General features: G+C 68.8%; 29 protein-coding genes. 14 read left to right on the plus strand and 15 right to left on the minus strand.

The genetic code is table 11. From position 1 onward, the window contains the following. From L107_RS16635 to L107_RS16350, 5 genes are all read left to right on the plus strand, one after another. Positions 1-1,339: Ig-like domain-containing protein (locus L107_RS16635; protein WP_236550523.1), on the plus strand; the 1,339-nt coding region annotated here is incomplete at its 5' end. After that, positions 1,258-1,800, plus strand: coding sequence for a hypothetical protein (locus L107_RS05295; RefSeq protein ID WP_236550557.1), 543 nt, complete (start codon positions 1,258-1,260; stop codon positions 1,798-1,800). The genes L107_RS16635 and L107_RS05295, both read left to right, overlap by 82 nt. 398 nt (positions 1,801-2,198) lie before the next feature. Further along, positions 2,199-2,561, plus strand: coding sequence for a hypothetical protein (locus tag L107_RS05300; RefSeq protein WP_159816823.1), 363 nt, complete (start codon positions 2,199-2,201; stop codon positions 2,559-2,561). A 5-nt stretch (positions 2,562-2,566) separates the two neighbouring features. Next, positions 2,567-3,664, plus strand: a complete 1,098-nt coding sequence (locus L107_RS05305) for a hypothetical protein (RefSeq protein WP_236550524.1) — start codon at positions 2,567-2,569, stop codon at positions 3,662-3,664. Positions 3,665-3,722: 58 nt separating this feature from the next. Then, positions 3,723-3,890, plus strand: a complete 168-nt coding sequence (locus L107_RS16350; RefSeq protein ID WP_201295814.1) for a hypothetical protein — start codon at positions 3,723-3,725, stop codon at positions 3,888-3,890. 28 nt (positions 3,891-3,918) lie between these two features. On the opposite strand, the gene L107_RS05310 is transcribed toward L107_RS16350, so the two are convergent. The 4 genes from L107_RS05310 to L107_RS05325 form a co-directional block, all read right to left on the minus strand. After that, on the minus strand, positions 3,919-4,161 hold the full coding sequence (locus tag L107_RS05310) for a DUF6737 family protein (protein ID WP_159816825.1): 243 nt from the start codon (positions 4,159-4,161) through the stop codon (positions 3,919-3,921). Beyond that, on the minus strand, positions 4,148-5,479 hold the full coding sequence (locus L107_RS05315; protein ID WP_159816827.1) for a S41 family peptidase: 1,332 nt from the start codon (positions 5,477-5,479) through the stop codon (positions 4,148-4,150). Before L107_RS05315 ends, L107_RS05310 begins: the two co-directional genes overlap by 14 nt. 69 nt (positions 5,480-5,548) lie before the next feature. Further along, on the minus strand, positions 5,549-6,802 hold the full coding sequence (ispG, locus tag L107_RS05320) for a (E)-4-hydroxy-3-methylbut-2-enyl-diphosphate synthase (RefSeq protein WP_159816829.1): 1,254 nt from the start codon (positions 6,800-6,802) through the stop codon (positions 5,549-5,551). Positions 6,803-6,832: 30 nt separating this feature from the next. Further along, positions 6,833-7,510, minus strand: coding sequence for a uracil-DNA glycosylase family protein (locus L107_RS05325; RefSeq protein ID WP_236550525.1), 678 nt, complete (start codon positions 7,508-7,510; stop codon positions 6,833-6,835). Between the two features lie 83 nt (positions 7,511-7,593). On the opposite strand from L107_RS05325, the gene L107_RS05330 reads away from it, so the two are divergent. The 3 genes from L107_RS05330 to L107_RS05340 all read left to right on the plus strand — a co-directional run bounded on the left by L107_RS05330 (position 7,594) and on the right by L107_RS05340 (position 10,597). After that, a complete protein-coding gene (locus L107_RS05330) occupies positions 7,594-8,772 on the plus strand; it encodes a pyridoxal phosphate-dependent aminotransferase (RefSeq protein ID WP_159816833.1) in 1,179 nt (392 codons plus the stop codon). Positions 8,773-8,783: 11 nt separating this feature from the next. Further along, positions 8,784-9,455, plus strand: coding sequence for a GDSL-type esterase/lipase family protein (locus L107_RS05335; protein ID WP_159816835.1), 672 nt, complete (start codon positions 8,784-8,786; stop codon positions 9,453-9,455). Between the two features lie 143 nt (positions 9,456-9,598). Beyond that, entirely contained in the window at positions 9,599-10,597 is a 999-nt protein-coding gene (locus L107_RS05340; RefSeq protein WP_159816837.1) for a sigma-70 family RNA polymerase sigma factor, read from the plus strand. On the opposite strand, the gene L107_RS05345 is transcribed toward L107_RS05340, so the two are convergent. Then, entirely contained in the window at positions 10,521-11,282 is a 762-nt protein-coding gene (locus L107_RS05345; protein WP_159816839.1) for a DUF92 domain-containing protein, read from the minus strand. The two genes, L107_RS05340 and L107_RS05345, sit on opposite strands and share 77 nt — an antisense overlap. A gap of 90 nt (positions 11,283-11,372) precedes the next feature. Here L107_RS05345 and L107_RS05350 point away from each other — a divergent pair, with 90 nt between their 5' ends. Then, entirely contained in the window at positions 11,373-11,753 is a 381-nt protein-coding gene (locus L107_RS05350; RefSeq protein WP_159816841.1) for a hypothetical protein, read from the plus strand. On the opposite strand, the gene L107_RS05355 is transcribed toward L107_RS05350, so the two are convergent. Together L107_RS05355 and L107_RS05360 are read right to left on the minus strand one after the other, a co-directional pair. Continuing rightward, complete coding sequence (locus L107_RS05355) at positions 11,719-12,534, minus strand: 16S rRNA (uracil(1498)-N(3))-methyltransferase (protein WP_159816844.1); 816 nt, start codon at positions 12,532-12,534, stop codon at positions 11,719-11,721. The two genes, L107_RS05350 and L107_RS05355, sit on opposite strands and share 35 nt — an antisense overlap. Then, positions 12,534-12,980 carry a DUF3531 family protein gene (locus L107_RS05360; protein WP_159816846.1) on the minus strand — a complete coding sequence of 149 codons (447 nt, stop codon included), beginning with the start codon at positions 12,978-12,980 and terminating at the stop codon, positions 12,534-12,536. Before L107_RS05360 ends, L107_RS05355 begins: the two co-directional genes overlap by 1 nt. A gap of 102 nt (positions 12,981-13,082) precedes the next feature. On the opposite strand from L107_RS05360, the gene L107_RS05365 reads away from it, so the two are divergent. Both L107_RS05365 and hslO read left to right on the plus strand, forming a co-directional pair. Next, positions 13,083-13,736, plus strand: coding sequence for an ABC transporter ATP-binding protein (locus tag L107_RS05365; protein WP_159816848.1), 654 nt, complete (start codon positions 13,083-13,085; stop codon positions 13,734-13,736). A gap of 69 nt (positions 13,737-13,805) precedes the next feature. Further along, complete coding sequence (gene hslO / locus L107_RS05370; RefSeq protein ID WP_159817429.1) at positions 13,806-14,723, plus strand: Hsp33 family molecular chaperone HslO; 918 nt, start codon at positions 13,806-13,808, stop codon at positions 14,721-14,723. 5 nt (positions 14,724-14,728) lie between these two features. On the opposite strand, the gene L107_RS05375 is transcribed toward hslO, so the two are convergent. The 4 genes from L107_RS05375 to L107_RS05390 all read right to left on the minus strand — a co-directional run bounded on the left by L107_RS05375 (position 14,729) and on the right by L107_RS05390 (position 18,133). Further along, positions 14,729-15,415: a CPP1-like family protein gene (locus tag L107_RS05375; protein WP_159816850.1), complete on the minus strand. Its 687-nt coding sequence runs from the start codon at positions 15,413-15,415 to the stop codon at positions 14,729-14,731. Positions 15,416-15,439: 24 nt separating this feature from the next. Further along, entirely contained in the window at positions 15,440-15,679 is a 240-nt protein-coding gene (locus tag L107_RS05380) for a hypothetical protein (RefSeq protein ID WP_106220086.1), read from the minus strand. 109 nt (positions 15,680-15,788) lie between these two features. After that, a complete protein-coding gene (locus L107_RS05385; protein WP_159816851.1) occupies positions 15,789-17,441 on the minus strand; it encodes a peptide chain release factor 3 in 1,653 nt (550 codons plus the stop codon). After that, positions 17,438-18,133: a trans-aconitate 2-methyltransferase gene (locus tag L107_RS05390; RefSeq protein ID WP_159816853.1), complete on the minus strand. Its 696-nt coding sequence runs from the start codon at positions 18,131-18,133 to the stop codon at positions 17,438-17,440. The genes L107_RS05385 and L107_RS05390 overlap by 4 nt, the downstream gene beginning before the upstream one ends. Before the next feature lie 109 nt (positions 18,134-18,242). Here L107_RS05390 and nrdJ point away from each other — a divergent pair, with 109 nt between their 5' ends. Continuing rightward, positions 18,243-20,630 (plus strand): ribonucleoside-triphosphate reductase, adenosylcobalamin-dependent, encoded by a 2,388-nt coding sequence (gene nrdJ / locus L107_RS05395; protein ID WP_159816855.1) that lies wholly within the window; start codon positions 18,243-18,245, stop codon positions 20,628-20,630. 48 nt (positions 20,631-20,678) lie between these two features. On the opposite strand, the gene siaD is transcribed toward nrdJ, so the two are convergent. From siaD to L107_RS05415, 4 genes are all read right to left on the minus strand, one after another. After that, positions 20,679-21,536: a biofilm regulation diguanylate cyclase SiaD gene (gene siaD / locus L107_RS05400; RefSeq protein ID WP_255451604.1), complete on the minus strand. Its 858-nt coding sequence runs from the start codon at positions 21,534-21,536 to the stop codon at positions 20,679-20,681. A gap of 1 nt (position 21,537) precedes the next feature. Further along, positions 21,538-21,933, minus strand: coding sequence for a biofilm regulation phosphoprotein SiaC (gene siaC, locus L107_RS05405; RefSeq protein ID WP_106220082.1), 396 nt, complete (start codon positions 21,931-21,933; stop codon positions 21,538-21,540). Between the two features lie 4 nt (positions 21,934-21,937). Then, positions 21,938-22,486 (minus strand): biofilm regulation protein kinase SiaB, encoded by a 549-nt coding sequence (gene siaB / locus L107_RS05410; protein ID WP_159816859.1) that lies wholly within the window; start codon positions 22,484-22,486, stop codon positions 21,938-21,940. 91 nt (positions 22,487-22,577) lie between these two features. Next, positions 22,578-23,666, minus strand: a complete 1,089-nt coding sequence (locus L107_RS05415; protein ID WP_236550526.1) for a SpoIIE family protein phosphatase — start codon at positions 23,664-23,666, stop codon at positions 22,578-22,580. Between the two features lie 382 nt (positions 23,667-24,048). On the opposite strand from L107_RS05415, the gene cax reads away from it, so the two are divergent. Next, a complete protein-coding gene (gene cax / locus L107_RS05420; protein WP_159816863.1) occupies positions 24,049-25,161 on the plus strand; it encodes a calcium/proton exchanger in 1,113 nt (370 codons plus the stop codon). Then, positions 25,158-26,339, plus strand: coding sequence for a pentapeptide repeat-containing protein (locus L107_RS05425; RefSeq protein ID WP_159816865.1), 1,182 nt, complete (start codon positions 25,158-25,160; stop codon positions 26,337-26,339). The genes cax and L107_RS05425 overlap by 4 nt, the downstream gene beginning before the upstream one ends. The last annotated feature ends 9 nt before the right edge of the window (positions 26,340-26,348 follow it).

The raw sequence follows: 26,348 nt of genomic DNA on the forward strand, positions 1-26,348 counted from the left end.
CGACACCACCGCACCGGCCACCACCGCCGCGATCAATGATGTCACCGACAACGTCGGCACCATCACGGGCTTGGTGCCGGCTGGTGGCAGCACCAATGACACCACACCCACGATCACGGGCACGTTGAGTGCGGCCTTGGCGACTGGTGAGAGCCTGCAGATGTTCAATGGAGCCACGCTGCTGGGCAGCGCCACGGTGAACAACAATCTGCTGACCTGGAGCTACAGCCCCACCTTGCCGCCTACCTCTGGCACCACGTACTCGATCACAGCCCGCGTGGCTGATGCGGCGGGCAATCTAGGTACAGCGTCGGCAGCTCGATCCTTCGTTCTGGATACAACACCACCGGCCGCAGTGGCCGCCATCACCGATGTCACAGACAACGTCGGCGCCATCTCGCGGACGGTGCCAACTGGTGGCAGCACCAACGACATCACGCCAACGATCACGGGCACGGTGAGCGCGGCTTTGGCAGCAGGGGTGAGTCTGCAGATCTTCAGTGGTGCCACGCTGCTGGGCAGCGCTACGGTGAACAACAATTCGCTGACATGGGGTTTCACTCCTACCCTCCCGGCCACATCTGGCGTCACCTATTCGATCACGGCGCGCTTGGCTGATGGGGCGGGAAATCTCGGTACGGCATCGGCAGCCCGGACCTTCGTTCTGGACCTTCCCTCAATCACCCTGGCCGTATCTCCTACCACTGTCTTGGAGGATGGAGATAGCAATCTCGTCTATACGTTTACCAGAACAGGCCCCACCGCCAGCAGCCTGAGTGTCAACTACACCGTCGCTGGCACCGCCACCCTTGGCGTGGATTATTCCGGCATCGCTGCGGCAGGTACCACCAAGACTGTCACCTTTGCGGCTGGGTCGTCCACTGTCCTTGTCACGGTTGATCCAATCGCTGATAACAACCCTGAGAATAGCGAAACCGTTTCGCTTACTGTGGCGAGCGGTACGGGTTACACCGTTGGGACAACTGGTGCTGTGGTGGGTACCATCAGCGACTCTGGGTTCACCCCCGGAGCGCGCACGATCAATGGTGTGAACCTGGGCAGCACCCAGCTCGGTTTTGCCATCCGGCCGGGTGCTGGTGCACCGATCCAGGTGTCGATCTCCGGTCAGTTCGCGTCGGCCAGCAACCCAGGCGCCGGCTGGTCACCACTGGCCGCTGCAGCAACTGCAGGCGGTTATGACCGTCGATCTCCGGTCAGTTGGCGTCGGCCACCAATCCAGGTGCCGGCTGGTCACCACTGGCCGCTGCAGCAACTGCAGGCGGTTATGACCTCTACTGGCGCAATTCGGTATCAGGGCAGTATGCCCGCTGGAACCTGAACAGCAGCGGCGCCTTTATCGGAGGCAGCGTTCTCAACATTCATCAATTCCTGGCAGAAGAAAGCAGGCTCAATCAGGATCTTGATGGAGATACCCTGACTGGTATCTCCAGGACATCACAGATCGCGACTGTCTCTCTGTTCTCTACGACTGGAGGTTACGCACTGGATACCAATTCACTCGACCCACTGCTCCTGGTGCCGATCACGGCCCAGGGCAGCCAGATCTCTGCCACCAATCCTGGCGCTGGCTGGACGGCCATCGCCGCGGCTGCTGATGCCACTGGCGGCTTCGACCTGTATTGGAAGAATAACAACAATGGAGCATATGCGAGATGGGATCTAAACACCAGTGCTGGCTTTGTAGGCGTTTCGGTGCTGACCACTTCCCAACTTTTTGGAGAAGAGAGCCGCTTGGCGTTTGACTTGAACCGTGATGGAGTTGTTGGCGTGGTGGTGTGATCTGTAGGTTTCTGGCTTGGCAAGCTTTGTGAGTTACAACCTATTCTGTGCATGATCCTGGCCTTCAGTCAGTGTGGGGTCTTGCCACTGATTTTCGCCTCTGGCTATGGATGCCCAGCTTCCATCATCCTCACGGTTGACTCATGACCGCTGGGCGTTTCTTGTATTCTCCAGTTGCTTCGTCTCCACGGGCTCCTGCTGATGGCGGGTGATCCCGCCACCCATCCACCCCTTCTCAGGTCAGCCCCCCGCCGATGATCGATCTCGCCAGCTACCGGCCCCGGGGCGACAAGCGCAACACCGCCTTCTTCTAGCACTACCTGCCCCGCGTCTACGCCCGGCGGGCCGAGTCCGGGCTGGAGCGGGTGGTGGGGCCGATGGCGGCCGTCGTGATCTAGGTGGACTATGGCAACGGCCTGCCCTACCTGGCGGAACTCACCCTCACCAGCCCCTATCGCTATCAGGAGTGCTGGATCAATCCCACCCACCGTCTCTACCTGCTCAAGGGCGGGGAGGCCTTTCCGCGCCTGATCGTGCTGGAGCCGCTGTTCGATGACTTCGAGGATGAGGTGACGCGCTGGAACGCGATGTATCCCCTCTCGATCGACAAACCCAACGCCCGCTACATCGGCGAGATCTTCCAGGTGTCGTCCTGTCACGATCTGCGCGCCATCCTCAAACCCCAGAACAGCCCCGCGTCTACGCCCGGCGGGCCGAGTCCGGGCTGGAGCGGGTGGTGGGGCCGATGGCGGCCGTCGTGATCTAGGTGGACTATGGCAACGGCCTGCCCTACCTGGCGGAACTCACCCTCACCAGCCCCTATCGCTATCAGGAGTGCTGGATCAATCCCACCCACCGTCTCTACCTGCTCAAGGGCGGGGAGGCCTTTCCGCGCCTGATCGTGCTGGAGCCGCTGTTCGATGACTTCGAGGATGAGGTGACGCGCTGGAACGCGATGTATCCCCTCTCGATCGACAAACCCAACGCCCGCTACATCGGCGAGATCTTCCAGGTGTCGTCCTGTCACGATCTGCGCGCCATCCTCAAACCCCAGAACATCCGCTTCGCCTATCCCGGGGAGACCGCCAACCCCTTCTATGCCTCGAAGCATCTCTGCTTCACCTTCCTCTCCGACTACACCTACAACCGGGTCGGCTATGTGGATCGGCCCCTGGATGGCCTGGCGGCGCTGGATCTGGGTGATCGGGTGCTGCTCGATGAGGAGGCCCTCGAACCGCTCACCGAAGCCGCCCGCCGCCACCGGGAGCACGGGCTGGAGGGCAAGATCCTGGGCATCGACCACCTGGCCACGCGGGTGCTGGCCGGCGAGCGGGAGGACGCCATCCTCGAGTACCTGACGATGGTTCCCTACTACTACTGGGGCTCCTACGACATCGCCGAGATGAACTCCTCCACCAACGTCACCCGCCATCCGACGCTGGCGGACGACAAGCTCTCCCCCGCCCGCGTCTTCACCGCCAACAACACCCCCTCCTATCTCAATTCCCTGGCCAACCTGCCCATTCCCACCGAAGATTTCGTGCGCAATTTCGGAAGGCGCATGCACCACATCGCCTATGAGGTCGTCGATGGCGACACCAACGGCGAACAGAACGTGGACATGGTGGTGCATACCCTGCGGGAGCTGGGCATCCCCTTCCTCGCCGACATGGTGGGGGAATGCGGCGACCAGCCCAACCTGCGGCAGATCTTCTCCCGCAGCTCGCCCTACTCCCTGCTGATCACCCAGTACGTGGAGCGCTGCCTGGGCTACGACGGCTTCTTCACCCGCGAGAACGTGGCGGCCCTCACCGAGGCCGCCGGCCACGCGGAGCGCTACGAGCACGGCCATGTCTTCGACTGAGGCGCCCAGCCGATGAGAATGTCCGTTAAGGTGGCGTCATCTTTCGTTACGCGGCGACATGGGCGAGCTGATCGAGGTCGCGGGCGCCACCCAGAGTCCCCTGCTGCTGCCGGCCTTCCTGGGGGTGCTCGGCCTCGGCTTCTTCGCCCTGCTCCAGTCCTCCGCCGGCAACAACGACGACGACGATTCATCCCCCGGTGGTGGGCTGATGCAGCCCGTGGCCTGAGCCCGGCGCCTGAGCCACCACCGGCCCGTCAGCTGCCGCCGGCCTGCTCCTCCTTCCAGGCGGCCGGCATCAGCACCAGAAACAGCAGCCACCAGCAGGCGATTACCACCGAGACCCCGGCGGTGATCCACCACAGGTGCAGCACCAGCCAACTCGCCCCGATCACGGCTATGCCGGTGAGCAGGATGCTCCACGGCTGACACCACCACGGCTTCAGGTCCCAGACCGAGCCGGGCGGGTTGCCCGGCTCGTGCGGCTCAGGGCTTGGCAAGGGCCGCCGGCAGGTTGGCGCTGCCGGGCTGGAAGGCCTTGTCGAGGGCGGCACCCGCCTGCAGCTTCTTGCGGAGCGTGGATTCAGCCGCCCGGTACTGGCTGTCCCGGTTGGTGCCGATGTCCTCCAGCTTGAGGCGCTGCACCTCCTGCTCGGTCATCTTCACCGGCACGTCCGGGTTGATGCCGTGCTTGTGGATGTCCCGGTTGCGGGGTGTCAGGTACTTGGCGATGGTCACCGTCATGCCGGAGCCATCCGAGAGCCCGCGCACGGACTGCACCAGACCCTTGCCGAAGGTCTTCTGGCCCACCAGCACGGCCCGGTTGTTGTCCTGCAGGGCGCCGGAGAGGATCTCGCTGGCGCTCGCCGAACCCTCGTTGACCAGCACCACCATGGGTTTGGTGGTGAGGGCCTGGCCGGTGGCCCGCTTGACGTCCTGGATGCCGTCGCGGGTCTTGGTGGAGACGATGATCCCCTCATTGATCCACTGGCGGGCGATCTCGACGCTCGCCACCAGCAGCCCGCCCGGGTTGCTGCGCAGGTCGAGCACGTAGCCCTGCACCCCCTGGGCCTCCAGGTCCCGCACCGCCGCCCGCATGTCCTTGGTGGCGGTGGCGCTGAACTGCTTGAGCCGGATGTAGCCGATCTTCGTCCCGTCGGGCGCGGTGTTCACCTGGTGGGTGACCGCATGGATCTCGATCAGCTCCCGGGTCAGGGGGGTGTCGATGTTCTGGCCCTTGCGGCGCAGCACCAGATTCACCGTGGTGCCCGCCTTGCCCCGGATCAGCTTCACCGCGTCCTCGGTGCTCATCCCCTTGGTGCTCTTGCCGTCGATCGAGACGATCACGTCCTTGGGCTGCACCCCGGCCCTGGAGGCCGGCGAACCCTCGATCGGCGAGATGACAACCAGTTCCTTGGTCTCCTTGTCGACGCTCAGCTGGATGCCCACCCCGGAGAGCTCCCCGGAGGTGTCGATCTGCATCTCCTTGAACTCCCGCGGGTCCAGAAAGCGGGTGTAGGGATCGTCAAGGGTGCTGAGCATGCCGCGGATGCCCTCGTAGGCATCCTTGGGGGTGCTGTAGCTCTTGGAGAGCACGCTGCGGCGCAGCTTGCGCCACTGCTCAGGCGTGTACTTGCCCGTGGTGTCCAGGTAGTCGCGGAAGACGATCTGCCACGCCTGGTCCATCACCTCCTTGGGGCTGTCGCTGATCGACACGGTTCCGGTGGGGGTCAGCACCATCTCCCGGGCCATGACCGCGGTGGCGGCGCAGGCACCGAGACCAACCAGCACCACGACGGTGGCGCGAGCTCTGCCCATGGTGGGGGTCCTCAAGGAGTCTGAAACGTGGTTCCAACGTAGCGCCGATGCCAGGGGTGGGCTCCCCGTTCAGGGGTCGACCCAGCGACCGTCCTCCTTGATCAGGGCGATCAGCGCCTCCACCCCTTCGGCCTCGGGAACCCGGCGGATCTCCTCCCGCCCCCGGTAGAGGGAGATCGTGCCGGGGGTCTTGCCCACATAGCCGTAGTCGGCATCGGCCATCTCGCCCGGGCCGTTGACGATGCAGCCCATCACGGCGATGTCCAGCCCGGTGAGGTGGGCGGTGGCGTTGCGCACCGTGTGCAGCACCTCCTCCAGGTTGAACAGGGTGCGGCCGCAGCTGGGGCAGGCCACGTACTCCACCATCGTCTTGCGTAGCCCCATCGCCTGCAGAATCGAGTAGCAGACCGGGATCTCCTTCTCCGGCGCCTCGGTGAGCGACACCCGGATCGTGTCGCCGAGGCCCTCGGCCAGCAGGGTGGCGATGCCGGCGGTGCTCTTGATCCGGCCGTAGTCGCCGTCGCCCGCCTCGGTGACCCCCAGGTGCAGGGGGTAGTGGAAGCCCTCGGCGTCCATGCGGAAGGCCATCATCCGGTAGGCCGCCAGCATCACCGGCGCCCGCGAGGCCTTCATCGACACGACGATGTTGTGGAAGTCGAGGCGGTCGCAGATGTGGATGAACTCCATGGCGCTCTCCACCATCCCCAGGGGGGTGTCGCCGTAGGTGAACAGCATCCGCTCCGCCAGGGAGCCGTGGTTGACGCCGATCCGCAGCCCCTTGTCCTGCTCCTTGAGCAGGCTCACCAGCGGTTCGAGGGTGGCCTGGATGCGCTCGCCGATCGCGGCCACCTCCTCGGGGGTGAACTCGGTGCGGTTCGGGTCGGGTTTGTCGAACACGTAGAGGCCCGGATTGATCCGCACCTTGTCGACGTGCTGGGCCACCTCCAGGGCGATCTTCATGCCGTTGTGGTGCACATCGGCCACCAGCGGCACCGGCCGGTAGGTGTCCTCCAGCCGCTGGCGGATCTCCTTGACCGCCTTGGCATGGGCCAGGCTCGGCACCGTCAGCCGCACGATCTCGCAGCCCGCCTCGTGCAGGCGGCGGATGCCGGCGGTGGCCCCTTCGATGTCGAGGGTGTCCTCGTTGATCATCGACTGCACCACCACGGGGTGCTCGCTGCCCACCCACACGTCGCCGACCCGGACGCTGCGCGTCCTGCGGCGGCGGATCACCGTGTCGAAGCGGGGGTCACTGGCCCAGTCGGCCGGGAGGGGGGACGTCCCCGGGGCGCTGGTGGTGGGTGTGGCCAGGGTGCCGGTCATCTCGGGTGGGCCGGTGATGGCCAAAGCCTGTCACAAAGAGGGTGTCGGCGGTCGGTCCTGCTCCAGGCGACGCCGCACCTCCTGCAGGTCCTGCCAGGTGAGCCATTTGGGGGAGCCCTTTTCCCGCGAGGGGTTGCGCAGCAGGTAGGAGGGATGGAACACGGGCATCACCCAGCGGCCCTGCCAGGGATGCCAGCGGCCCCGCAGCTTGGTGATCCCCCCCTTGATCCCCAGCACCCCCTCCAGGGCGGTGGCGCCGGCCAGCAGCACCACGGCGGGATCGACGGCGGCGATCTGGGCGGCCAGCCAGGGGGCGCAGGCGGCGATCTCCTCGGGTGTGGGCCGGCGGTTGTCCGGCGGCCGGCACTTCACCACGTTGCAGACGTAGGCGTCGCTCTCGCTGTCCAGCCCCACGCTGGCGAGCATCTGGTCGAGCAGCTGGCCGGCCCGACCCACGAACGGCCGGCCGCTGGCGTCCTCCTGGGCGCCGGGCCCTTCGCCGATCACCATCAGCCGGGCCGCCGGATCGCCGCGGCTCACCACCACCGTCCGGCGGCCCTCCGCCAGGCCGCAGCGGCGGCATTCCCGGCAGTCCCGCTCCAGCGCCGCCAGATCGGGCGGCCCCGCGGTGGCAGGCGCCGCGGTGGCGGGGTCCTCACCCAGAAGGGACGGTTGCAGGGGAGACGGATGCGGAGGATCGGGGGCCATCGCCCCATTCTTCGGCATGGCGCAGGGCGTAGGGCAAGATGGCGGGATTGCCGAATCGCGCCCTCCAGACGGCGCGCGCTGCCATGCCGGCCCCGTTGACGCTCTCCGCCCGGGCGCAGGCGTTGCAGCCATCGCTCACCCTCGCCATCACCGCCAAGGCGCGCGAGCTGCGCGGCGAGGGCAAGGACATCTGCAGCCTCAGCGCCGGGGAGCCCGACTTCGACACCCCCGCCTTCATCCGTCAGGCGGCCGCCGAGGCGCTGGAGGCCGGCCATACCCGCTACGGGCCCGTGGCCGGCGAGCCGGAGCTGCGCCAGGCGATCGCCGCCAAGCTGAGCCAGGAGAACGGCGTTCCCACCCTCCCCGACCAGGTGCTGGTGACCAACGGCGGCAAGCAGGCCCTCTACAACCTCTTCCAGGTCCTGCTCGACCCCGGCGACGAGGTGCTGCTGCCGGCTCCGTACTGGCTGAGCTACCCGGAGATGGCCCACCTGGCCGGCGCCAGCGTGCGCTGCCTGATCACCGATGCCAGCGGCGGGTTCCGCTTCAGCCCCGAGCAGCTGGAGGCGGCGATCACCCCGGCCAGCCGGCTGCTGGTGCTCAACAGCCCCTCCAATCCCACCGGCATGGTGCTCAGCCGCGCCGAGCTGGAGGGGATCGCCGCCGTGCTGCGCCGCCATCCGGCCGTGGCGGTGGTCTGCGACGAGATCTACGAGATGCTGCTCTCCCCCGGCCATGCACACCACAGCCTGGCGGCGGTGGCGCCCGACCTGGCCGAGCGGATCTTCATCGTCAATGGCTTTGCCAAGGGCTGGGCGATGACCGGCTGGCGCATCGGCTGGCTGGCGGGCGCCCGCCACGTGGTGGCCGCCGCCAGCGCCCTGCAGAGCCAGAGCACCAGCAATGTCTGCAGCTTCGCCCAGTTCGGCGCCCTGGCGGCCGTGAGCGGATCGCGGGACTGCGTCAGCGAGATGGCGGCCGAATTCAGCCGTCGCCGCTCCCGGCTCAGTGACGGCCTGATGGCGATCAGCGGCCTCAAGCTGCTGCCCCCCGAGGGGGCCTTCTACGCCTTCCCCGACGTCAGCGCCTGGGGCCTGGATTCGATGACCCTCTGCGGCCGGCTGCTGGAGGAGGTGGGGCTGGCGGTGGTGCCCGGGGCCGCCTTCGGCGATGACCGCTGCATCCGCCTGTCCTGCGCCGCATCCCCGGCCACGATCGACGACGGCCTGGAGCGGCTGCGCCGCTTCGGCGCCAGTCTCTGATCGCCCTGCCGATGCCGGTGCCGAACAAGCTGGTGGTGCTGGGCGACAGCGGCGTCTACGGCTGGGGCGACCCCGAGCAGGGCGGCTGGTGCGAGCGCCTGCGGCGGCACTGGATGGAGCTGCCCCAGGGCCCGGTGCTCTACGGCCTGGGGGTGCGGGGGGATGGGCTGGAGCGGCTGGCGGCCCGTGCCGAGACGGAGGTGACCAGCCGGGGTGAGCTGCGCCGTCAGCGGCCCCAGGGGATCCTGCTGTCGATCGGCCTGAACGACACGGCCCGGGTGGGACGGCCCGACGGCCGCCACCAGCTGGCCCCCGACGCGTTCCTGTTCGGCCTGCGGCAGCTGCTGCCCCGGTTGACGTCCATCGCCTCGGTGTTCGTGCTGGGGCTGACGCCGGTGGATGAGGTCGTCATGCCCTTCGCCGAGATGCTCTGGTACGACCTGGCCACGGTGCGCCGCTATGAGGGCCTGCTGGAGGAGGCCTGCATGGAGGCCGACGTGCCCTTCCTGCCGCTGCTCGATGGCCTGCTGGCCGACCCCCACTGGCTGCAGTGGCTGTGCAGCGACGGCCTGCACCTCAACAGCGACGGCCACGGCCAGCTCTACCGGCGCCTGCGCAACTGGGGCCCCCTGCTGGAGTGGGCCGGGCTGGATCCCCACAGCAGCGTGACGGCCGGTTTCTGAAGCCTCGCTTCAGAGGGCCAGTGTTCCCCATGCCGCTGCCGCCGGCATCACCCGTTCGGGTGAAAGGAGCTCCCTCGGTGGGGTGAACCGCCGCCGATCGCCAACGGCGACCCTGAAGAAACGGACCCCTCGTTCCCGCTGCCATGGATCGCCCCCCGCCCCCCTCGCCCCCGCCTCCGGCACCGGCGGTGCTGAGCACCCGCCGGCTGCCGGCCCCGGATCTCTGCCCCGGCTGCCGGGAGATTCCCGAGGCGATCGTGGATCGCCGCACCCGCAACCGCCGCCGGCTCAGGGCCTACGCCGACGCCACCGATCCGCTCACCCGCCTGCACTGGCGGAACCTGCTGGTGGAGGACAACCTGCCGCTCGTGTTCTCGATCGCCGGCCGCCAGGGCGCCGACGCCGGCCTGGCCTTCGAGGATCTGGCCCAGGTGGGCAGCCTCGGCCTGATCAAGGCCGTCGAGGCCTTCGACCCCGACCGCAACGTCAGCCTCAGCAGCTTTGCGGTGCCCTATATCCAGGGGGCGATGCGCCGCGAGCGGCGGGACCGCCAGCCCCTGGTGCGTCCGCCACGGACTCTGTGGGATCTGCACCAGCAGGTGCTCGCCCTGCAGGAGGGGCGCCGCCGGCAGGGCCTCGACCCGCTGCCGCCCGCCGCCCTCGCCGATCGGCTGGCCTGCGATCCGGCCCGGCTCGAGGAGGCCCTCTCGATCCGCCGGACCGCCGCGGTGCGCAGCCTGGATGCGCCCCTCGGCCCAGGGGGCGGCGGGCCTGAGGCGCCTGGCTCCCTGCTGGATCTGCTGGCGGCTCCCACCGGCCCGGTGGCCGAGGACCCGCTAGAGGCCCCGTGCGACCCCCGCGGCGCCGAGCGCCAGTGGCTGCGGCGCCAGCTGGCCGATCTCGACCCCCGGGAGCGGCAGCTGCTGGTGGGCCGCCTCGACGGGGGCTGCACCTGGGTGGAGCTGGGCCGGCAGCTGGGGATCCCGGCCCGCCAGGCTCAGCGCCGTCATGACGCCGCCCTTGATCGCCTCCGGCGTGCCGCCCTCGCCTGGCGCCAGGGGGAGCTCAGCCCGACACCGGCAGCAGCCACGCCACCAGCGCCATCGCCAGCAGGGCCGCCAGCAGGGTCTGGAGCCCGTTGACCACCTCGTTGGTCAGCCAGCGCCAGTGACGCTGCAGGCTGGCGCCCACCACGCTCTCGGCCAGGGTGGCCACCAGCCCGACACCGCCCACCAGGGCCGCCAGCGGCCAGCCGCGAATCACCCCCAGGGCCGCCATGGCCAGGGTCATCAGGGCGCTGCCCAGGAGGCTGGCGGCGGTGCCCTCCAGGCTGATGGCCCCCTCGGTGCCGGGGGGCACCGGCCGCAGGCTGGTGATCAGCACGGTGTGCCGGCCCCAGCGCTTGCCGATTTCGCTGCCGAAGGTGTCGGCGAGCTTGGCGGCGAAGCTGGCGGCGAAACCGGCCAGCAGCAGGGGTAGCGCGGCCGCCGGGGCCCGGCAGGCGAGCAGGGCCAGCACCGTGCCCACCAGGGCGGAGCCCCAGACGTTCTCCGGCCCGCGCCGGCCCTCCCGGCCCTCCGCCAGGCCCAGCTCCCGCTTGCGTCGGAACCCCAGCTTCGTCACGCCGCTGCCCAGGGCCAGGTACACCACCACCGCCAGCCAGCCACGCCAGCCCAGGCTCCCCCAGAGCAGGGTGCCCAGCACCCCGGCATGGACCCAGCCCGCCGGGGTGAGCAGGGGCAGCCGCTGGGCCAGGCCGATCAGCAGCCCGTTGATCGCCAGGGCCACCAGCCAGTGGAGGGGGTCCTGGGGCGGCAGCGGCAGCATGGCGGGGCCCGATTGTGTTGCACAGATCTAAGCCAGGCGCTGCGGGGCGCCGGCTTCGGCGGATAATCGCTCCATCCGGCGGTGCAGCGAATGGTCTTCAAGCGACCCAAGTTCTTCCTCGATCTGGGCGGCGGCGAAGGCAACCAGCCCCCGGCTGTGGTGGCGCCCCCCCGGGCCGAGGCCCAGCCCGCCCCGAAGGCCGCTGCCGCAACGGCCGAGGCCGAGCCGGCGCCGACCTCCGCCGCTTCAGAGGCCGCGGAGACCACCCCCCAGCCCGTTTCGGGCCTCACCACCGCCGAGGCCATCGCCGCCGAGCTGGCCGCCGCCGAGGCCCTGCGGCCGGCCCCGTCGATGGCCACCTTCGCCCCCGACTGCGTCACCGCCGGCGGAGCCACCCCGATGAAGCGCCGCACTCCCGGGGCCAACCTGGCCGTGTTCAAGGAGATGGCGGCCGGCATGATGCGCTCCTGAGCGCCCGCCAGTCGGCCAGCAGGGCCAGGCCAGCCACCGCGGCCGTGGCCGTGCGCAGGATCGTGGGCCCCAGGCTCACCGGCTGCCAGCCGGCCGCCTCGGCCCGCTCCTCCTCCCGGGGGCTCCACCCCCCTTCCGGGCCGATCGCCAGCTGGATTGCGCCCGCCGGGTCCGCGTTGCTCCCTCCCCTACCCGTGCCGTCCACCAGCTCCCGCAGCCGCTGGCTGCAAAGGGGCAGCCCCTCCCGCCGGGTGGTGGCCAGCAGGGCGATGCCGGCCGTGGGCCGGGCCAGCCACCCCCCGGCCGGCTGGGGAGCGGCCAGCTCCGGGTGCCACAGCCGCTCGCACTGCTCGGTGGCCTCCCGCACGATCCCCTGCCAGCGCTCGAGGGGACAGCGCTCTCCCGGGGCGCCCCGCTCGGCCAGCAGGGGCTGAAGCCGGTCGGCGCCCAGTTCGGTGGCCATGCGCCAGACCAGATCCGCCTCCCGCCGGGGCACGGCCATGGCGAGCTCCAGGGGTGGCCCCACCGACGCCTGCCGCTGCAGCGGGGCCCCGGGGTCCTGCTCCAGCCGCAGGCCCCGGTCCGGGTCGAGCACCGCCGTCCAGAGCCCGCCGACGCCGTCCACCAGGGCCAGGCGGTCGCCGGGGCGGAAGCGCAGCACCCGCTCCAGGTAGTGCCGTTCCTGGGGTTCCAGGGCCAGCCGCGTCTGGCCCGGCCCTGCGGCGGCCAGGGCGGCGATCCGCTCCGGGGTGATCAGCAGCCGGCGCAGCTCCCGCCCCATCAGTCCCCGGAGAACGGGCTCTCGGGCTCCTCCTCGATCGGCCAGTCCTCGTTGAGGCCGCCGATCACCAGTTCGGTGATCTCGAGCACGTCGTTGTCGAGCTGGCGCAGGGCATTGATCAGCACATCGAGGGCCAGGGCATCGCTGGTGCCCAGGTCGACCCAGCAGCGGGCCCAGTCGTCCTGGTATTCCATCGGCCCCATGTTGTGCATCAGGGCCGGCAGGCAGCGCTCGGCGGCCTCGGTGTCGTAGGGGAGCCAGCCCAGGTCCACCCCCCCCTCGTGGGTCTGCAGGTTCTCGGCGTTGAAGCCGCCCAGCTTGCCGAGGAAGAACCAGCTGTCGAAGGCCGTCTCGACGTAGCCCCGTTCGGCCGCGCCGGGCTGGTCAGCGAAGTGCAGCCAGATCCAGCAGTTGAACGGATCCACTTCGCGAAATCGGACATCCATGGGGAAGGGGGAGACGGCGCGCGTGTCCCCCCATCCAACACGTTCCCGGGCATCGGCGCCCGGGCGCTCCCCGCTCGCAGGGGCGGACGGCATGCTGGTGGGATGCTCGACGTCATCGGTCTGCGCTACCACCCGGCCACGGCGGCGGCGCCGGTGCTGCGGGATGTGTCCCTGCAGCTGGCGGTGGGTGCCCCGGCCCTGGTGGCCGGCCGCAGCGGCAGCGGCAAGACCACCCTGCTGGAGGTGCTCTGCGGCCTGGCCGAAGCCGAGGCCGGCCGCATCCTCTGGCAGGGGGAGGTCCTCAGCAGCCGCCAGCGCCGCTGGCTGTGCGGGCTGGTGTTCCAGTTCCCGGAACGCCATTTCCTCGGTCTGACGGTGGGTCAGGAGCTGAAGCTGGGCCAGCGCCGGCTCACCGCGGAGAAGGCCGAGGCGGTGCTGGAGCAGGTGGGTCTCGGCCACCTCTCCCTCCAGCAGGCCCCCGAGCGGCTCAGCGGCGGCCAGCAGCGGCGTCTGGCGCTGGCGGTGCAGCTGGTGCGCGATGCCCGGGTGCTGCTGCTGGATGAGCCCACCGCCGGCCTCGACTGGACCGTGCGGGAGGAGGTGCTGCAGCTGCTGGCGGAGCTGGCCCGGGAGCGGGCCCTGCTGGTGGTGACCCACGAACCCGAGCTGTTCCGCGGTGTCATCGACCACGGCTGGCGCCTGGAGGGGGGCAGCCTGGGCCCCCTGGAGGCCCCCCGATCCGCCTCCTTACGATGACGGGCTGATGGTGGGGATGGGTTGATGGGGGGACCGCTCGTCGGGGGACAGGTCGTCGGGGAACCGTTGCTGGGGGACAGCCTTCTGCGGGCCACGGGCGCCGGGGGGGGCATCCGCATGGTGGCGGTCACCACCACCGCCGCCAGCCGCATGGCCCGCGATCGCCATGGGCTCTCCTTCCTCACCACCGCCCTGCTGGGACGCGCCATGACGGCGGGGCTGCTCCTGGCCAGCTCGATGAAGGTGGCCCACGGACGGGTGAATCTGCGCATCCAGTCCGACGGGCCCCTGCGCGGTCTGATGGTGGATGCGGGCCGGGACGGCACCGTGCGGGGCTACGTGGGCCGGCCGGACCTGGAGCTCGATCTCCTCCCCGACGCCGCCGGCGGCCACCGCTTCGACTTCCGCCGCGCCACCGGCACCGGTTACCTGCACGTGGTGCGGGACCGGGGCCAGGGGGAACCCTTCAGCAGCACCGTGGAGCTGGTGAGCGGTGGGATCGGCGAGGACGTGGCCTCCTACCTGCTCCACTCCGAGCAGACCCCTTCGGCCCTGTTCGTGGGCGAGACGATCGACAGCTCCGGGGTGCGCTGCGCCGGTGGGGTGCTGGTGCAGGTGCTGCCGAAGGCGGCACGGGAGCCGGCCCTGGTGGCCCTGCTGGAGGAGCGCTGCCGGGAGATCACCGGATTCAGTGAACGGCTCGCCGCCAATGCCCACCAGCTCCACGCCCTGTTCGAGGACATCTTTCCGGACCTCGATCCCCAGCCCCTCGAGGCGGCGCCGATCGAGCAGGCGGTGCGTTTCCACTGCCCCTGCAGCCGCCACCGCAGCGTCAGCGCCCTGCGGCTCCTGGGCCGCGATGAGCTCAGCGCCATGCTGGACGAGGACGGCCAGGCGGAACTGACCTGCCATTTCTGCAGTGAGGTCTACCGGGTGGAGGCCCCCGAGCTGCAGGAGCTGATCGACGGGCTGGCCGCGGTGGCCTGAACCGCTCAGGCGATCAGCAGGGCACCGAGCAGCAGCAGCAGGATGGCGGGGATGCTCTGCAGCTGGAGGGTGGAGACCGGCAGGGCCGAGCCCACGGCGGGCCCCAGGCCACCGGCCAGCAGGCCGCCGAGGATCAGGCCCAGGCAGAGGAGGGCGAAGGACCAGCCCACCGCCGCCAGGAAGCGCCCGTTCCGCCGCTGCAGGTTGAGCAGGGTGACGCCGGTGGCCAGGGCCGTCAGCAGTTCGGGGGCAGCGCCGGGCATCAGCACCAGCAGCACCAGAAGGACGCCGTCGGCCGCCAGGGGAAACCAGAGTTCCCGGCCGGTGGCCAGCTGCAGCCGGGGCAGGGAGAAGCTGGGACGGGGCAGGCGGGAGGGGGGAAGCTGGGGCAGGCTCGGCAGGGCCGATAGGGCCGGGCGACTCGGCGGTGGTGAGGCCTGTTCCCGCTGGGAGGCGGAGCGGGCGGCACTGCTGACCCGACCCTGCTGACGTTCCTTGAGCCGATCCATCAGCACGGCGTCGTAGGCCGCCTCGATGCGGGAGCGCACCATCGGATCGTCGCCGGCCTCCTTCAGCCGAGCCAGCTTGGCCTCCTGGACCGTGTCGAAGGAGGCGTCCGGGGCGACACCCAGCCGCTCGTACGGGTCGGAGGCGTCAGGGGCCGGCTGGGTCTGGTCGGATCCTTGGTTCATACCACCGAGCGTATCGAGCCAAGGCTAAAAAAGCGGTTCACTGCGGTGATATCCGGCTTCCTGTTGCAGACGGCGCCGGCAGGCCTCGGCCTCCTCGATGGCCAGCGAGCGGCGCCGCTTCAGCAGGGGCATCTGGGGCGGCAGGTGGCTGCCTTCGCGCATCTCCACGGCCCCCTGGGAGGGCTGGAAGCTGACGTAATCACTGCCCCCGTCGCTGCGGGGACGCACGAGCCAGAGCGGGGATGGCGTCACGGATCGAGGCATCGCAGTGACCGTCCGTTGCGGCATGACGAATTGTTGCTTCATTCTGCCCCCTCCAACCGCCTGGCGCGAGGGAGGGGATTCCCCCGGGCCGGTGCCCATTCCCCCGGATTCAGAGGGCGATCGGCTCCACACCGCTCACCACCGGCGCCACCCCGTGCAGCTCCAGGTCGGGGTGGTCCTCCTGCAGCTGGTGCAGATTCCAGTCGTTGCGGAACAGCAGCACGGGCCGGTCCCAGGCGTCGCGGACGGTCTTGCAGTTGAACAGGCGTCCGACCCGTTCCAGCGCCGGCCAGCCGCCGCTCACCCAGCGGGCGACGCTGAATTCCAGCGGCTCGAGCCGGCTGGTGACGCCGTATTCGTTCTCCAGCCGGTACTGCACCACCTCCAGCTGCAGCTGGCCCACCGCCGCCAGAATCGGATCCCGCTTGCTGGGGTCGGTGTCGTACAGCACCTGGACGGCGCCCTCCTCCCGCAGCTCGTTCACCCCCTTGCGGAAGCTCTTGAACGCCGAGGGGTTGGGGTTGCGCAGCCAGGCGAAGATCTCCGGGCTGAAGCAGGGGATCCCTTCGTATTCCACCCGCGCACCGGTGTAGAGGGTGTCCCCGATGGCGAACATGCCGGGGTTGTTGAGGCCGATCACATCGCCGGGGTAGGCGTCCTCCACCACCTCCCGGTCCTGGCCGAACAGCTTCTGGGGGCGGGACAGGCGGATGGTGCGGCCGCTGCGGGCATGGCGCACGCTCATGTCCTTCTCGAAGCGGCCGCTGCACACCCGCACGAAGGCGACCCGGTCGCGGTGGCGGGGGTCCATGTTGGCCTGCAGCTTGAACACGAAGCCGCTGAACTCGGGCCGCAGCGGATCCACCGGCCCCTGGTCACTCTCCCGGGCCACCGGCGGCTGGGCCAGCTCGAGGAAGGCGTCGAGGAAGGGGCGCACCCCGAAGTTGGTCATCGCCGAACCGAAGAACACCGGGCTCAGCTCCCCGGCGTGGACCCGCTCCAGATCCAGCGCCGCGCCGGCCCCCTCCACGAGCTCCAGTTCCTCCTGGGCCAGCTCCAGCAGCTCCGCCTCCACGAGCCCGGCCCGATCGGGATCGCCGGGGGCCAGGCGCCGCTCCAGGCTCTGGCGGCCCCGTTCGGCCCGCTCGAACAGCAGCAGATCCTGGGAGCGCCGGTCGATGACGCCGCGGAAGCGGTCGCCGCTGCCGATCGGCCAGTTCACCGGCCAGCAGGCCAGGCCCAGCTCCTGCTCGATCTCGTCGATCAGCTCCAGGGGTTCGCGCCCCGGCCTGTCCATCTTGTTGATGAAGGTGAAGATCGGAATCCGCCGCATCCGGCAGACCTCGAACAGCTTGCGGGTCTGGGGCTCCAGGCCCTTGGCCGCATCCACCAGCATCACGGCGTTGTCGGCGGCGGCCAGGGTCCGGTAGGTGTCCTCCGAGAAGTCCTGGTGGCCGGGGGTGTCGAGCAGGTTGACCGTGCTGCCGGCGTAGTCGAACTGGAGCACGGTGGAGGTGATCGAGATGCCGCGCTGCTTCTCCAGCTCCATCCAGTCGGAGGTCACCTTGCGCTGCTCCCCCTTCGCCTTCACCGCCCCGGCCTGCTGGATGGCCCCGCCGTAGAGCAGCAGCTTCTCGGTGAGGGTCGTCTTGCCCGCGTCAGGGTGGGAAATGATCGCGAAGTTGCGGCGCCGGCTCACCGCCGCCGCCAGGGCCGCAGCGTCGGTGTCCGGTACTGGGACGGAAGGGGGTCGGCTGGTCATGGGGCCAGCCTGCCAGGCGGGATGGGGCCGTGGATCTCCAGATAGCGGTCGTCCACCTCGCCCACCTGCAGTCCCTCCAGCCCGGCGGCCGCCAGCTGCTCGCTGACCTCGGCGCAGGTGAAGGCCGCCCGCAGCGAATGGGCGTAGTCCCGTCGCAGCACCGCCGGCGCCGCGCCCGCGTGGCGGTCCACCAGGGCCTCCAGCTCCGCGGCGGTCGCCGGCCGGCGCAGGTCGCGCACATAGAGGCAGGTGTCCGGGCCCGCGAGCTGCTTGACGGCCCCCCAGAACACGCCGGGATCATGCAGATGGTGCAGCAGGCTGTTGCTGACCACGGCACGGCAGGGTCTCGCCAGCCGGGGGCTGGGCAGCACGAGTCGCCGGAAGCGCACATGGCGGTGGGCGACCGGTTCCGCCAGCCGTCGCCGCTCGGCGATGGCCAGCATGGCGGCGGACCCGTCGATGCCCAGCACGTCGGCCTCGGGCCAGCGACCGGCCAGCAGAAAGGTGATGTTGCCCGGTCCGCAGCCCAGATCCACCATGCTCAGCCCCGCCCCCTTCCCCGCTCCCCTGGAGCCGAGCACGGCGTCGACCCGCTGGAGCACGGCCCGGTCACCGCTGGAGAAGTCCGCCGCCGCATAGGCCTCGGCCTGCAGCGGCTCGTCCATCAGCTCGGGTTCGCAGATCCGCTCCATGGCTCCAGCATCCCCCGGGGCGGCCCAGGCACCGTGGCTGGTGGCGCCTGAGCGTTGCAGACCCTACAGGTGGCGTTATGGTGCGCAACACGATCCGGCCGTACCCCCCGTGACCCTCTCCGCTGCACGTCCAGCCACCCCCACCACGGCGGCCCCATCGGACGGGGCGACACCCGTCGGGGCACCGTCTGCCGGCGGCGACCCGACCCCGGCGCCGGCGGCGGATTTCCCGGTCACCGCTCCGGCCGCCTATCCGGTCTTCTACCGGACCTACAGCCGCAAGACCGCCAGCGGTGGTCGGGAGAGCTGGCATGAGGTGGCCGAGCGCAACCTGGAGGGTCTGCGGGTGCTCGGCTCCCTGGACACCTCCGAGGTGGAGCTGATCCGGCGCATGCAGCGCCACCAGATGGCCCTGCCCTCCGGCCGCTGGCTGTGGATCGGCGGCACCGAGTGGATCGAGCAGCCCGAGAACTTCTCCGGGGCCTACAACTGCACCTCCACCAACCTGGTGGACTGGGAAGCGTTCGCCCTGATGATGGATCTGGCGATGATGGGCTGCGGCACCGGCGCCATCATCGAGCCCCATCTGATCAGCCGGCTGCCGAAGGTGCGCAACACCCTCGTCATCGATGGTGTCACCGACATCGGTCTGACACCGATCGGCTCCCGCCAGCAGCAGACCACCCACCGGATCGACGGCCATCACGTCAGCGTCCGCGTCGGCGACACCCGCGCCGGCTGGGTGGAGAGCTATCGCCTGCTGCTCAACCTCTGCAGCGATGAGCACTTCGAGGGCCCCGTGCACGTCTCGGTGGATCTCTCGGACGTGCGTCCGGTGGGGGAAACCCTCAAGGGCTTCGGCGGCATGGCCAACCCGGTCAAGTTGAAGGATCTCTATGGCCGCGTCGCCCAGATCCTCAACAGGGCCATCGGGCGCCAGCTCACCTCGGTGGAGTGCTGCCTCCTGATCGATGAGGCGGCGGTCACGATCGTGGCCGGCAACATCCGCCGCAGTGCCGGCATGCGCCAGTTCTGCGCCGATGACGATTCCGCCCTCGGTGCCAAGGAGAACCTCTGGCAGCAGGACGAGCAGGGCAACTGGCGCATCGATCCGGAGCGCGACGCCCTGCGCATGGCCAACCACACGCGGGTGTTTCACGTGCGCCCCAGCCGCGAGGTGGTGCTGGAAGCGGTCACCAAGCAGTTCCAGTCGGGCGAGGGGGCCATCCAGTTCGCCCCCGAGGCCATCGCCCGTTCCAACGCCGACCTGCTGACCACCCCGGAGCTGCGCACCGAGTTCATCGGCATCTACTGCGACCAGGGACGGGAGGAAGCCGGTCGCTGGCTGCAGCTGCACCACCCTGAGATCGGCGCCGACGAGCTCGACCACCGGCTCGGTCGCTACGGCCTCAACCCCTGCGGTGAGATTCTCGGCGCCGATTTCCACTGCAACCTGGCGGAGATCCATCTCAACCGGATCGACCCCGCCGACCACCAGGCCCAGGAGGATGCCTTCAGGGCCGGCGGTCTGGCGGTGGCCTGCCTGCTGAACCACCGCTTCGAGGTCGAGCGCTACCGCCGCAGCCGGGCCTGGGATCCGATCGTGGGGGTCAGCTTCACGGGCCTGTTCGACTTCTTCGTCCACGCCTTCGGCACCCCCTGGCTGCAGTGGTGGGAGGCGGGCCGTCCCGACAGCGAGGAGGGCCGGGCGTTCCGCCAGCAGGAGGCGGCCTACCTGTCCCGCTGGAAGGACTGGGTGCATGAGGCGGTCTGGGACTACTGCGACCGCCACGGCATGCGCCGTCCCAACCGCTGCACCACCGTGCAGCCGGCCGGCACCAAGAGCCTGCTCACCGGCGCCAGCCCCGGCTGGCATCCCCCCAAGGCCCAGCGCTTCATCCGCCGCATCACCTTCCGCAAGAACGATCCGGTGGCCCTGGCCTGCATGGAGTACGGCTATGCGATCGTTCCCTCCCAGTCGGACAAGGACGAGCAGGGGCGGCTGCTGAATGATCCCTTCGATCCGCGCTGCACCGAATGGCTGGTGGAGATTCCCACCGAGGTGAGCTGGGCCAACCTGCCCGGCGCCGACCGGGTGGAGATCAACAACTTCTCCGCCCTGGCCCAGTTCGATTTCTACATGCAGGTGCAGCGGTACTACACCACCCACAACACCTCGGCGACCGTGGAATTCCGCGAGCATGAGATCGAGCCCCTGGCCGCCGCGATCCACCACGCCATCGAGAATGGCGAGGGCTACATCTCGGCGGCGCTCCTGGCCCGCTTCGATGCCAATGCCACCTTCCCGCGGCTGCCCTTCGAGCCGATCGATCAGGCCACCTACGCCCGCCTGGTCGCTGAGGTCGAACAGCGACGTGTCAGCACCGACTTCTTCCTGGCGCTGCAGAAGTACGACCGCGGGGAGCTGATCGAAGCCGGTCCGGCCGGATGCGATTCCGACAAGTGTCTGCTGCCGCTCGCCAAGCCGGAGGACTGAGGCGCCGGCGGCCCGGGGCGGCGCCTGCTTCGGCCCCGGCCCGGACCCCTACTCGGCGCTGGCGGCCAGGGAGCAGATCTCGCGATGGCTGAGGGGATCGACCGGATCGATCACCACGAGGCGGTCACGACCGCCGTTCTTGGCCATCAGCAGAGCCTTGTCGGCGCGGCGGAAGGTGGCGTCATAGTTCTCATCGACCTTGTGCTCGGTCAGGCCCATGCTGGCGGTGAGTTGCAGCTCCATGTCGTCAATGGAAACGCGCATGTTGCGGATGTTGGCCAGCATGCGCTTGGCCACACCTTCCGCTGTGGACAGATCCGCATCAATCAACAGGGCCAGAAATTCCTCCCCTCCCCAGCGGGCAATGATGTCGTAGTGGCGAAGGCTGCTGGAAAGAGCCTTGACGAAATCCACCAGCATCAGATCACCGGTGGCGTGACCATATTCGTCGTTGATCAACTTGAAGTGATCGACATCCAGGATGATCATCGAATAGGTGGAGCCATGGCGGCTGGCCCGCTGATCCTCCTCCAGGCAGCGCTCCGCCATGAAACGACGGTTGGAGATCCCCGTGAGGGCATCATGGGTGGAGGCCTCGAACAGGCTGAGATTCACCTCCTTCAGCGAGGCCTGATAGAGGTCGGAGATGCGCACCACCCGCTTGATCTGGCGCAGCTGCTTCTCGTAGCGATTGGTGAGGCTGCGGTTGCTCTCCAGGACGTGGGATTGGTAGAGATCGGAGATATCGGCGACGCGCTCCAGCCGGTCGACCTGCTCCTCAATGCGGTGCCATAGCCTGGCCAGCAGATCCCGGACCGGATCATTGTCGTAGCGCTGATCGGCCAGGACGGCCATGACTTCCTGTTCCAGCTGATCGTCTGATTTCGGACCGGAAGTCTCGGGCATGTCAGGCGTTGATGGAAAGGATCAGGAAAGGGAAGGTGTAATCTTCCTTGAATTCGGAACCCAGTTCGGCGGAGCGGGGGTTTCTGTCATCGAACATCCATTGCACCAGCACCTCCTTGCCTTCATCAAAGGCGCTCTGGAGCAGATCAAAGATATCGATCATGAAGCGAATGCTGCTGGTGTTGAGGTAGTTGAGATGCAGCTCGAGGGTGAGGGACTGGTCGGCGGTGGACAGGTAGGACTCAATCCACTGGATCAGCTGGTCATAGAGCTCGAACGAATTCTCAGGATAGGACTCACCGCTCATCACCACGACCCCGGCCTTCCAGTCCGCACGGATCGAGGGGCTGGACTGGGAGCCCGGTACCGACAGGTTCAGTGCTTCGCTGCTGCTCATGGGATCAGATGATGGCCCGAAGGCTGAAGAAGGCACGACCGGCCTCCAGGGGGTCAAGGGAGGCCTCCATGGGCTGGGTCGAGCGCCTGGCGATCTCGATGAGACCCAGACCGGCACCCTGGCCCGGGGTCTGGGAGTGGGGCTGGCGCAACTGCTGCTTGTAGAGCACCTTCAGCTGGGCTTTGTCGCAGTCGGCGAGCTCGTGGATCCGCTTCAGCAGGGCCTTTCCATCCTCCATCTCCACGAGATTACCCGCACAGACGGCGTAATGGCCAGCCTCGGCGGCCGCGATCACGACCGTGGCGGAGGACTCGGCGTCACTGAAGCCATGGCTGGTGGCGTAATTGCGGATATTCTGGCTCATTTCAATATAAACACTGAACACATCCATTACTTCCAGTTCTGGTGCATGATTGGATTCAATGTGTTCCTTGAGCGCCGATCCGATCTCACCGATCAAGGTGGTGGAGATGGGGCCATTGAAGCAGATGAGGATCCGGTAGTCACTGAAGAATTCCCTCAGTGACATCAGGCTGGTGGTGGTGATCGTCATTGCTTCAGCTCCGAGATCGCCTCACCGGGGGCGTTGGTGGGCCTCGACATGGGTTCGCTGGTCATGATCATTTGGGGCATCGCTCAGGCCTCTAGGAGAATCGGAAGGAAAGGATGGTGATGTCGTCCCGCTGGGGATGGCCGCCGCGAAACTGTTCGAGGGCATCCGCCAGGGCCTGGCGCTGCTGCTCCAGAGGCTCGCGGGCCAGCCGGATCAGCCATTCCTTGAATTGCTGGGTGCCGAGGGAAAAGCCGTTGTCGCCGCCCGACTGGTCGAGAAGGCCGTCGGTGGTGAGGTAGTAGGTGCAGTCCGGCAGCAACGGAATGTCGTGGTCCGTGTAGGAGCCCACCCGTTGGTCGCAGATGGCCCGATGGTCTCCCCTGAGCATGTGCATGGTTTGCCCATCACTCCAATAGAGACTGATCTTTGCCCCAGAGAATCTAAGTGTCCTGGCTTCGAAGTCAAGGCGAACCAGCCCGATGTCCATGCTGGTGGCGATCGACTTGCTCATCCTGGCCCCATGCAGCAGGGTGCGCATGGCGGTATCGGTGCAGCTCAGGATGGCGGCCGGTGAGGTGATGCCCACCTCCATGATCGAGCGATCGATTCCTGCCCTGGCCAGCATGGTCATCATCGCTCCGGACACGCCGTGACCGGCGCAGTCGGCCACCCCGGCCAGGCAGTGTCCACCTTCGGAGTGGAAGATGTAGTAATCGCCACCGACCGTGTCGCGGGGCAGCCAGAGGATGAAATAGTCGTTGCCGAACGTTTCCCGCAGCTGGCGGTCCGGCAGAATTGAGCGTTGCAGCAGGCCGGCGTAGTTGATGGAGGCTTCGATCTGACGGTTCGCCTCCAGCAGTTGCCGGTTGCTGGCCTCACCGGCGATCAGGGCCTGGCGCATCTTGATGAGCACCACGTTGAAGGCCTGGGCGAGTCTGGAGATCTCGTCGTTGCTGCGGATCGTCAGCAGGCTGCTCATGTCGTCGCTCTCGATCGCACTGGCTTCCCTGACCAGCCGGGCGATGGGCAGGATGATGCGCCGGGCGATGATCTGATAGGAGATGATCGCCAGGATCACCAGCAGCAGCGTGAGGATCAGGGAGACATAGACCTCCGCCGAGCGGCTGCCGGGCACCATCAGCACCTGGATGGCGGCGATCACCAGATACAGCAGGACCAACCCATTGACGATCGCAATCAGGGTGAAGACCTGCTGAATTGATGCCGCCGGTTGTCGTGTCGGGGGATGATGCCCTCGGCGTGGCCTGGGGAGCCTGAAGCGGTGGTCGGGGCGTTGGTCGGGCCCGTCCCCATCGGGTCCCTGGACGGGGATGTTCATCGCCTGGGGGTTGGTCGGACCCATGCTGGCCTGCTGGGTGTCGGGCAATCAGGAGCATGCTGCTGCGGCCATTCTGAGTCGAACATCCCGCCCGCGCCTCCGGATCACACCGACGTCGCCGGCCGGCCCCGGCCCACCCCGGAGGCATCGAGATTCCACCCCTGGTGGCCATGGCCCCGGCGATCAACTGTCGGTCACAATGGGTCACTCCCTTTCGCCCTTCATGCCCCCTCGCCTGCGCATCGCCACCGGCCTGCTGGCGATGCTGCCGGTGGCGGCGGCGGCGGATCGGCTCCACTGGGGGGACGGGATCGTCTTCGTCACCTCGATCCTCTCGATCATTCCGCTGGCGATCCTGCTCAGCACCGCCACCGAGGAACTCTCGCTCACCCTCGGGCCCTCGCTCGGGGCCCTGCTCAATGCCCTGTTCGGCAACGCCACCGAACTGATCATCGCCCTGGCGGCCCTGCGGGCCGGCCTGGTGGACATCGTCAAGGCGAGCATCACGGGCACGGTGATGGCCAACCTGCTGCTGGCCCTGGGCCTGTCGATGCTGGTCGGCGGGATCGGCCGCAGCGAACAGCGCTTCCAGCCGGTGGTGGCCCGGGTGAACGGCTCGGCCATGACCCTGGCCGTGCTGGCGATCCTGATCCCGAGCCTGCGGGGGATGGTGGGCGACGGTGCCGGGGGCCTCGACGCGGGGGCCGCCGAGTCCTTCTCCCTGTTCGTGGCCTGGGTGCTGCTGGCCGTGTACGCCCTGACGCTGCTCTTCTCCCTCAGGACCCACCGCACCCTCTACGCCGTGGCGGAGGCCGACCTGGGCGTGGATGGAGAGGCGACCCACGGCGATGGCGGTGCCAGCAAGCCGCCCCTGCTCCCCTGGGTCGCCGTGCTGCTGGCGGCCACCGTCGGCCTGGCCTACGCCTCCGAACTGTTTGTCGGCGTGGTCGAGACGGTCACCGAGTCCCTCGGCCTCTCGGCCCTGTTCACCGGTGTGGTGCTGCTGCCCCTGCTGGGCGGCGCCGCCGAGTACCTCACGGCGGTGAGCATGGCCCGCAAGGACAAGATGGACCTGGCGGTCTCGGTGGCCCTGGGCTCCACCCTGCTGGTGGGGCTGCTGGTGGTGCCGGTGCTGCTGCTGGTGGCCCCGCTGCTCGGCCACCCCCTCGATCTCAGCTTCAACGCCTATGAGGTGGTGGCGGTGGCGACCGCGGTGCTGGTGAGCAACCTGGTCAGCCTCGACGGACGCTCGGACTGGCTGGAGGGGGTGCTGCTGCTGGCGGCCTACGCGATCCTGGCGGCCGGCTTCTTCTTCCAGGGCAGCCCCGTCCCATGAGCATGAAGCCGGACGACCGTCCGCTCTCCGCCACCTCCGGCCCGCCCCCCGCCCTGCGCTCGGGTGGGGCCTGGACCCGCCTGCGCCACGGGGCCGGCCTGCAGCTGCTCCTCACGCTCCTGGTGCTCCAGGCGGCCCTCATCCTGGGACTGGCCTGGCTGGCGCTGCCGGCGGCCCTGCTGGTCGTCGCCCTGGCCCTGCGGCAGTTGCTGCCGCCCCTCTGGCAGCTCCTGGCCCGCCACCTGGAGGACCCCCCCACCGTTCGCCTGCTGGCCCTCCTGTCCCTGGTGCTCGCGCTCCTGTCGATTCCCCTGGCCCTGGGCTGGCTTGACCCGCTGCTGGCGATCTATCGCAACGGCGACTGGGAGGCGATCGGCGCCTTCGGGGAGGGGGTGATCGGGGCGATCGGCCAGATTCTCGTGGCCCTGGTGGCCCTGATGATCGCCTGGCGCCAGGTGATGGTGGACCAGCGTCTCACCACCCAGCAGAACCGCATCACCCAGGCCCAGACCATCGACAGCTTCATCCACGGCATCTCCGAGCTGATCAGCGACGAGGAGGGATTGCTGGAGGACTGGCCCCTGGAGCGGATGCTGGCGGAGGGCCGTCTGGCCGCCGTGCTCAGCAGCATCGACGGCGACGGCAAGGCCCGGATCCTGCGGTTTCTCTCCCACGCCCGGCTGCTGACGCCCCTGCGCCGCGACCAGCGGCTGGGGCGCGCCATCCTCGATGGCGAGGGCAGCTACGAGGAGGACCGGCAGCGGGGCGTCCCGGTGATCCGCCTGCAGAACATGCTGCGGGGGGCCGACCTCGCCGGCACCGACCTGCGGGCCATTGACTTCAACGGTGCCGATCTCTCCGGTGCCGACCTCTCCGGCGCCGATCTGGCCGAAGCGAACCTCTCGTGCGTCAACCTGGCCGGCGCCAACCTGCAGGGGGCCAACCTGCAGGGCACCCGCTTCTTCTACGGCGAAGCCCTGGAGGCCACCCCGCCCCAGCCCCACCAGCCCCCGGACCACGCCGGCGGTGCCGGCACCGGTGCCCTGGTGGAGAACGTCAACCTGTCGGGGGTGCGCCAGCTGGATCCGGCCAGCCGGACCTACCTGGCGGCCTGGAGCGGGCCCCGCTCCCGGCAGACCATCCCCGGTGGCTGCAAGGGGCTGCCCAGCCGGCTCTAGGCGCCGCCC

The sequence above is a fragment of the Cyanobium sp. Copco_Reservoir_LC18 genome (assembly GCF_009834675.1).
Lineage (GTDB): Bacteria > Cyanobacteriota > Cyanobacteriia > PCC-6307 > Cyanobiaceae > Cyanobium > Cyanobium minutissimum.

Excerpts from the sequence above, each read along its gene's own strand:
- L107_RS16350 (WP_201295814.1), top strand. The coding sequence starts at position 3,723 with ATGGGCGAGCTGATCGAGGTCGCGGGCGCCACCCAGAGTCCCCTGCTG.
- L107_RS05315 (WP_159816827.1), bottom strand. The coding sequence starts at position 5,479 with ATGGGCAGAGCTCGCGCCACCGTCGTGGTGCTGGTTGGTCTCGGTGCC.
- ispG (WP_159816829.1), bottom strand. The coding sequence starts at position 6,802 with ATGACCGGCACCCTGGCCACACCCACCACCAGCGCCCCGGGGACGTCC.
- L107_RS05325 (WP_236550525.1), bottom strand. The coding sequence starts at position 7,510 with ATGGCCCCCGATCCTCCGCATCCGTCTCCCCTGCAACCGTCCCTTCTG.
- L107_RS05330 (WP_159816833.1), top strand. The coding sequence starts at position 7,594 with ATGCCGGCCCCGTTGACGCTCTCCGCCCGGGCGCAGGCGTTGCAGCCA.
- L107_RS05335 (WP_159816835.1), top strand. The coding sequence starts at position 8,784 with ATGCCGGTGCCGAACAAGCTGGTGGTGCTGGGCGACAGCGGCGTCTAC.
- L107_RS05340 (WP_159816837.1), top strand. The coding sequence starts at position 9,599 with ATGGATCGCCCCCCGCCCCCCTCGCCCCCGCCTCCGGCACCGGCGGTG.
- L107_RS05345 (WP_159816839.1), bottom strand. The coding sequence starts at position 11,282 with ATGCTGCCGCTGCCGCCCCAGGACCCCCTCCACTGGCTGGTGGCCCTG.
- L107_RS05350 (WP_159816841.1), top strand. The coding sequence starts at position 11,373 with ATGGTCTTCAAGCGACCCAAGTTCTTCCTCGATCTGGGCGGCGGCGAA.
- L107_RS05355 (WP_159816844.1), bottom strand. The coding sequence starts at position 12,534 with ATGGGGCGGGAGCTGCGCCGGCTGCTGATCACCCCGGAGCGGATCGCC.
- L107_RS05360 (WP_159816846.1), bottom strand. The coding sequence starts at position 12,980 with ATGGATGTCCGATTTCGCGAAGTGGATCCGTTCAACTGCTGGATCTGG.
- L107_RS05365 (WP_159816848.1), top strand. The coding sequence starts at position 13,083 with ATGCTCGACGTCATCGGTCTGCGCTACCACCCGGCCACGGCGGCGGCG.
- L107_RS05375 (WP_159816850.1), bottom strand. The coding sequence starts at position 15,415 with ATGAACCAAGGATCCGACCAGACCCAGCCGGCCCCTGACGCCTCCGAC.
- L107_RS05380 (WP_106220086.1), bottom strand. The coding sequence starts at position 15,679 with ATGCCTCGATCCGTGACGCCATCCCCGCTCTGGCTCGTGCGTCCCCGC.
- L107_RS05385 (WP_159816851.1), bottom strand. The coding sequence starts at position 17,441 with ATGACCAGCCGACCCCCTTCCGTCCCAGTACCGGACACCGACGCTGCG.
- L107_RS05390 (WP_159816853.1), bottom strand. The coding sequence starts at position 18,133 with ATGGAGCGGATCTGCGAACCCGAGCTGATGGACGAGCCGCTGCAGGCC.
- siaD (WP_255451604.1), bottom strand. The coding sequence starts at position 21,536 with ATGCCCGAGACTTCCGGTCCGAAATCAGACGATCAGCTGGAACAGGAA.
- siaC (WP_106220082.1), bottom strand. The coding sequence starts at position 21,933 with ATGAGCAGCAGCGAAGCACTGAACCTGTCGGTACCGGGCTCCCAGTCC.
- siaB (WP_159816859.1), bottom strand. The coding sequence starts at position 22,486 with ATGACGATCACCACCACCAGCCTGATGTCACTGAGGGAATTCTTCAGT.
- cax (WP_159816863.1), top strand. The coding sequence starts at position 24,049 with ATGCCCCCTCGCCTGCGCATCGCCACCGGCCTGCTGGCGATGCTGCCG.
- L107_RS05425 (WP_159816865.1), top strand. The coding sequence starts at position 25,158 with ATGAGCATGAAGCCGGACGACCGTCCGCTCTCCGCCACCTCCGGCCCG.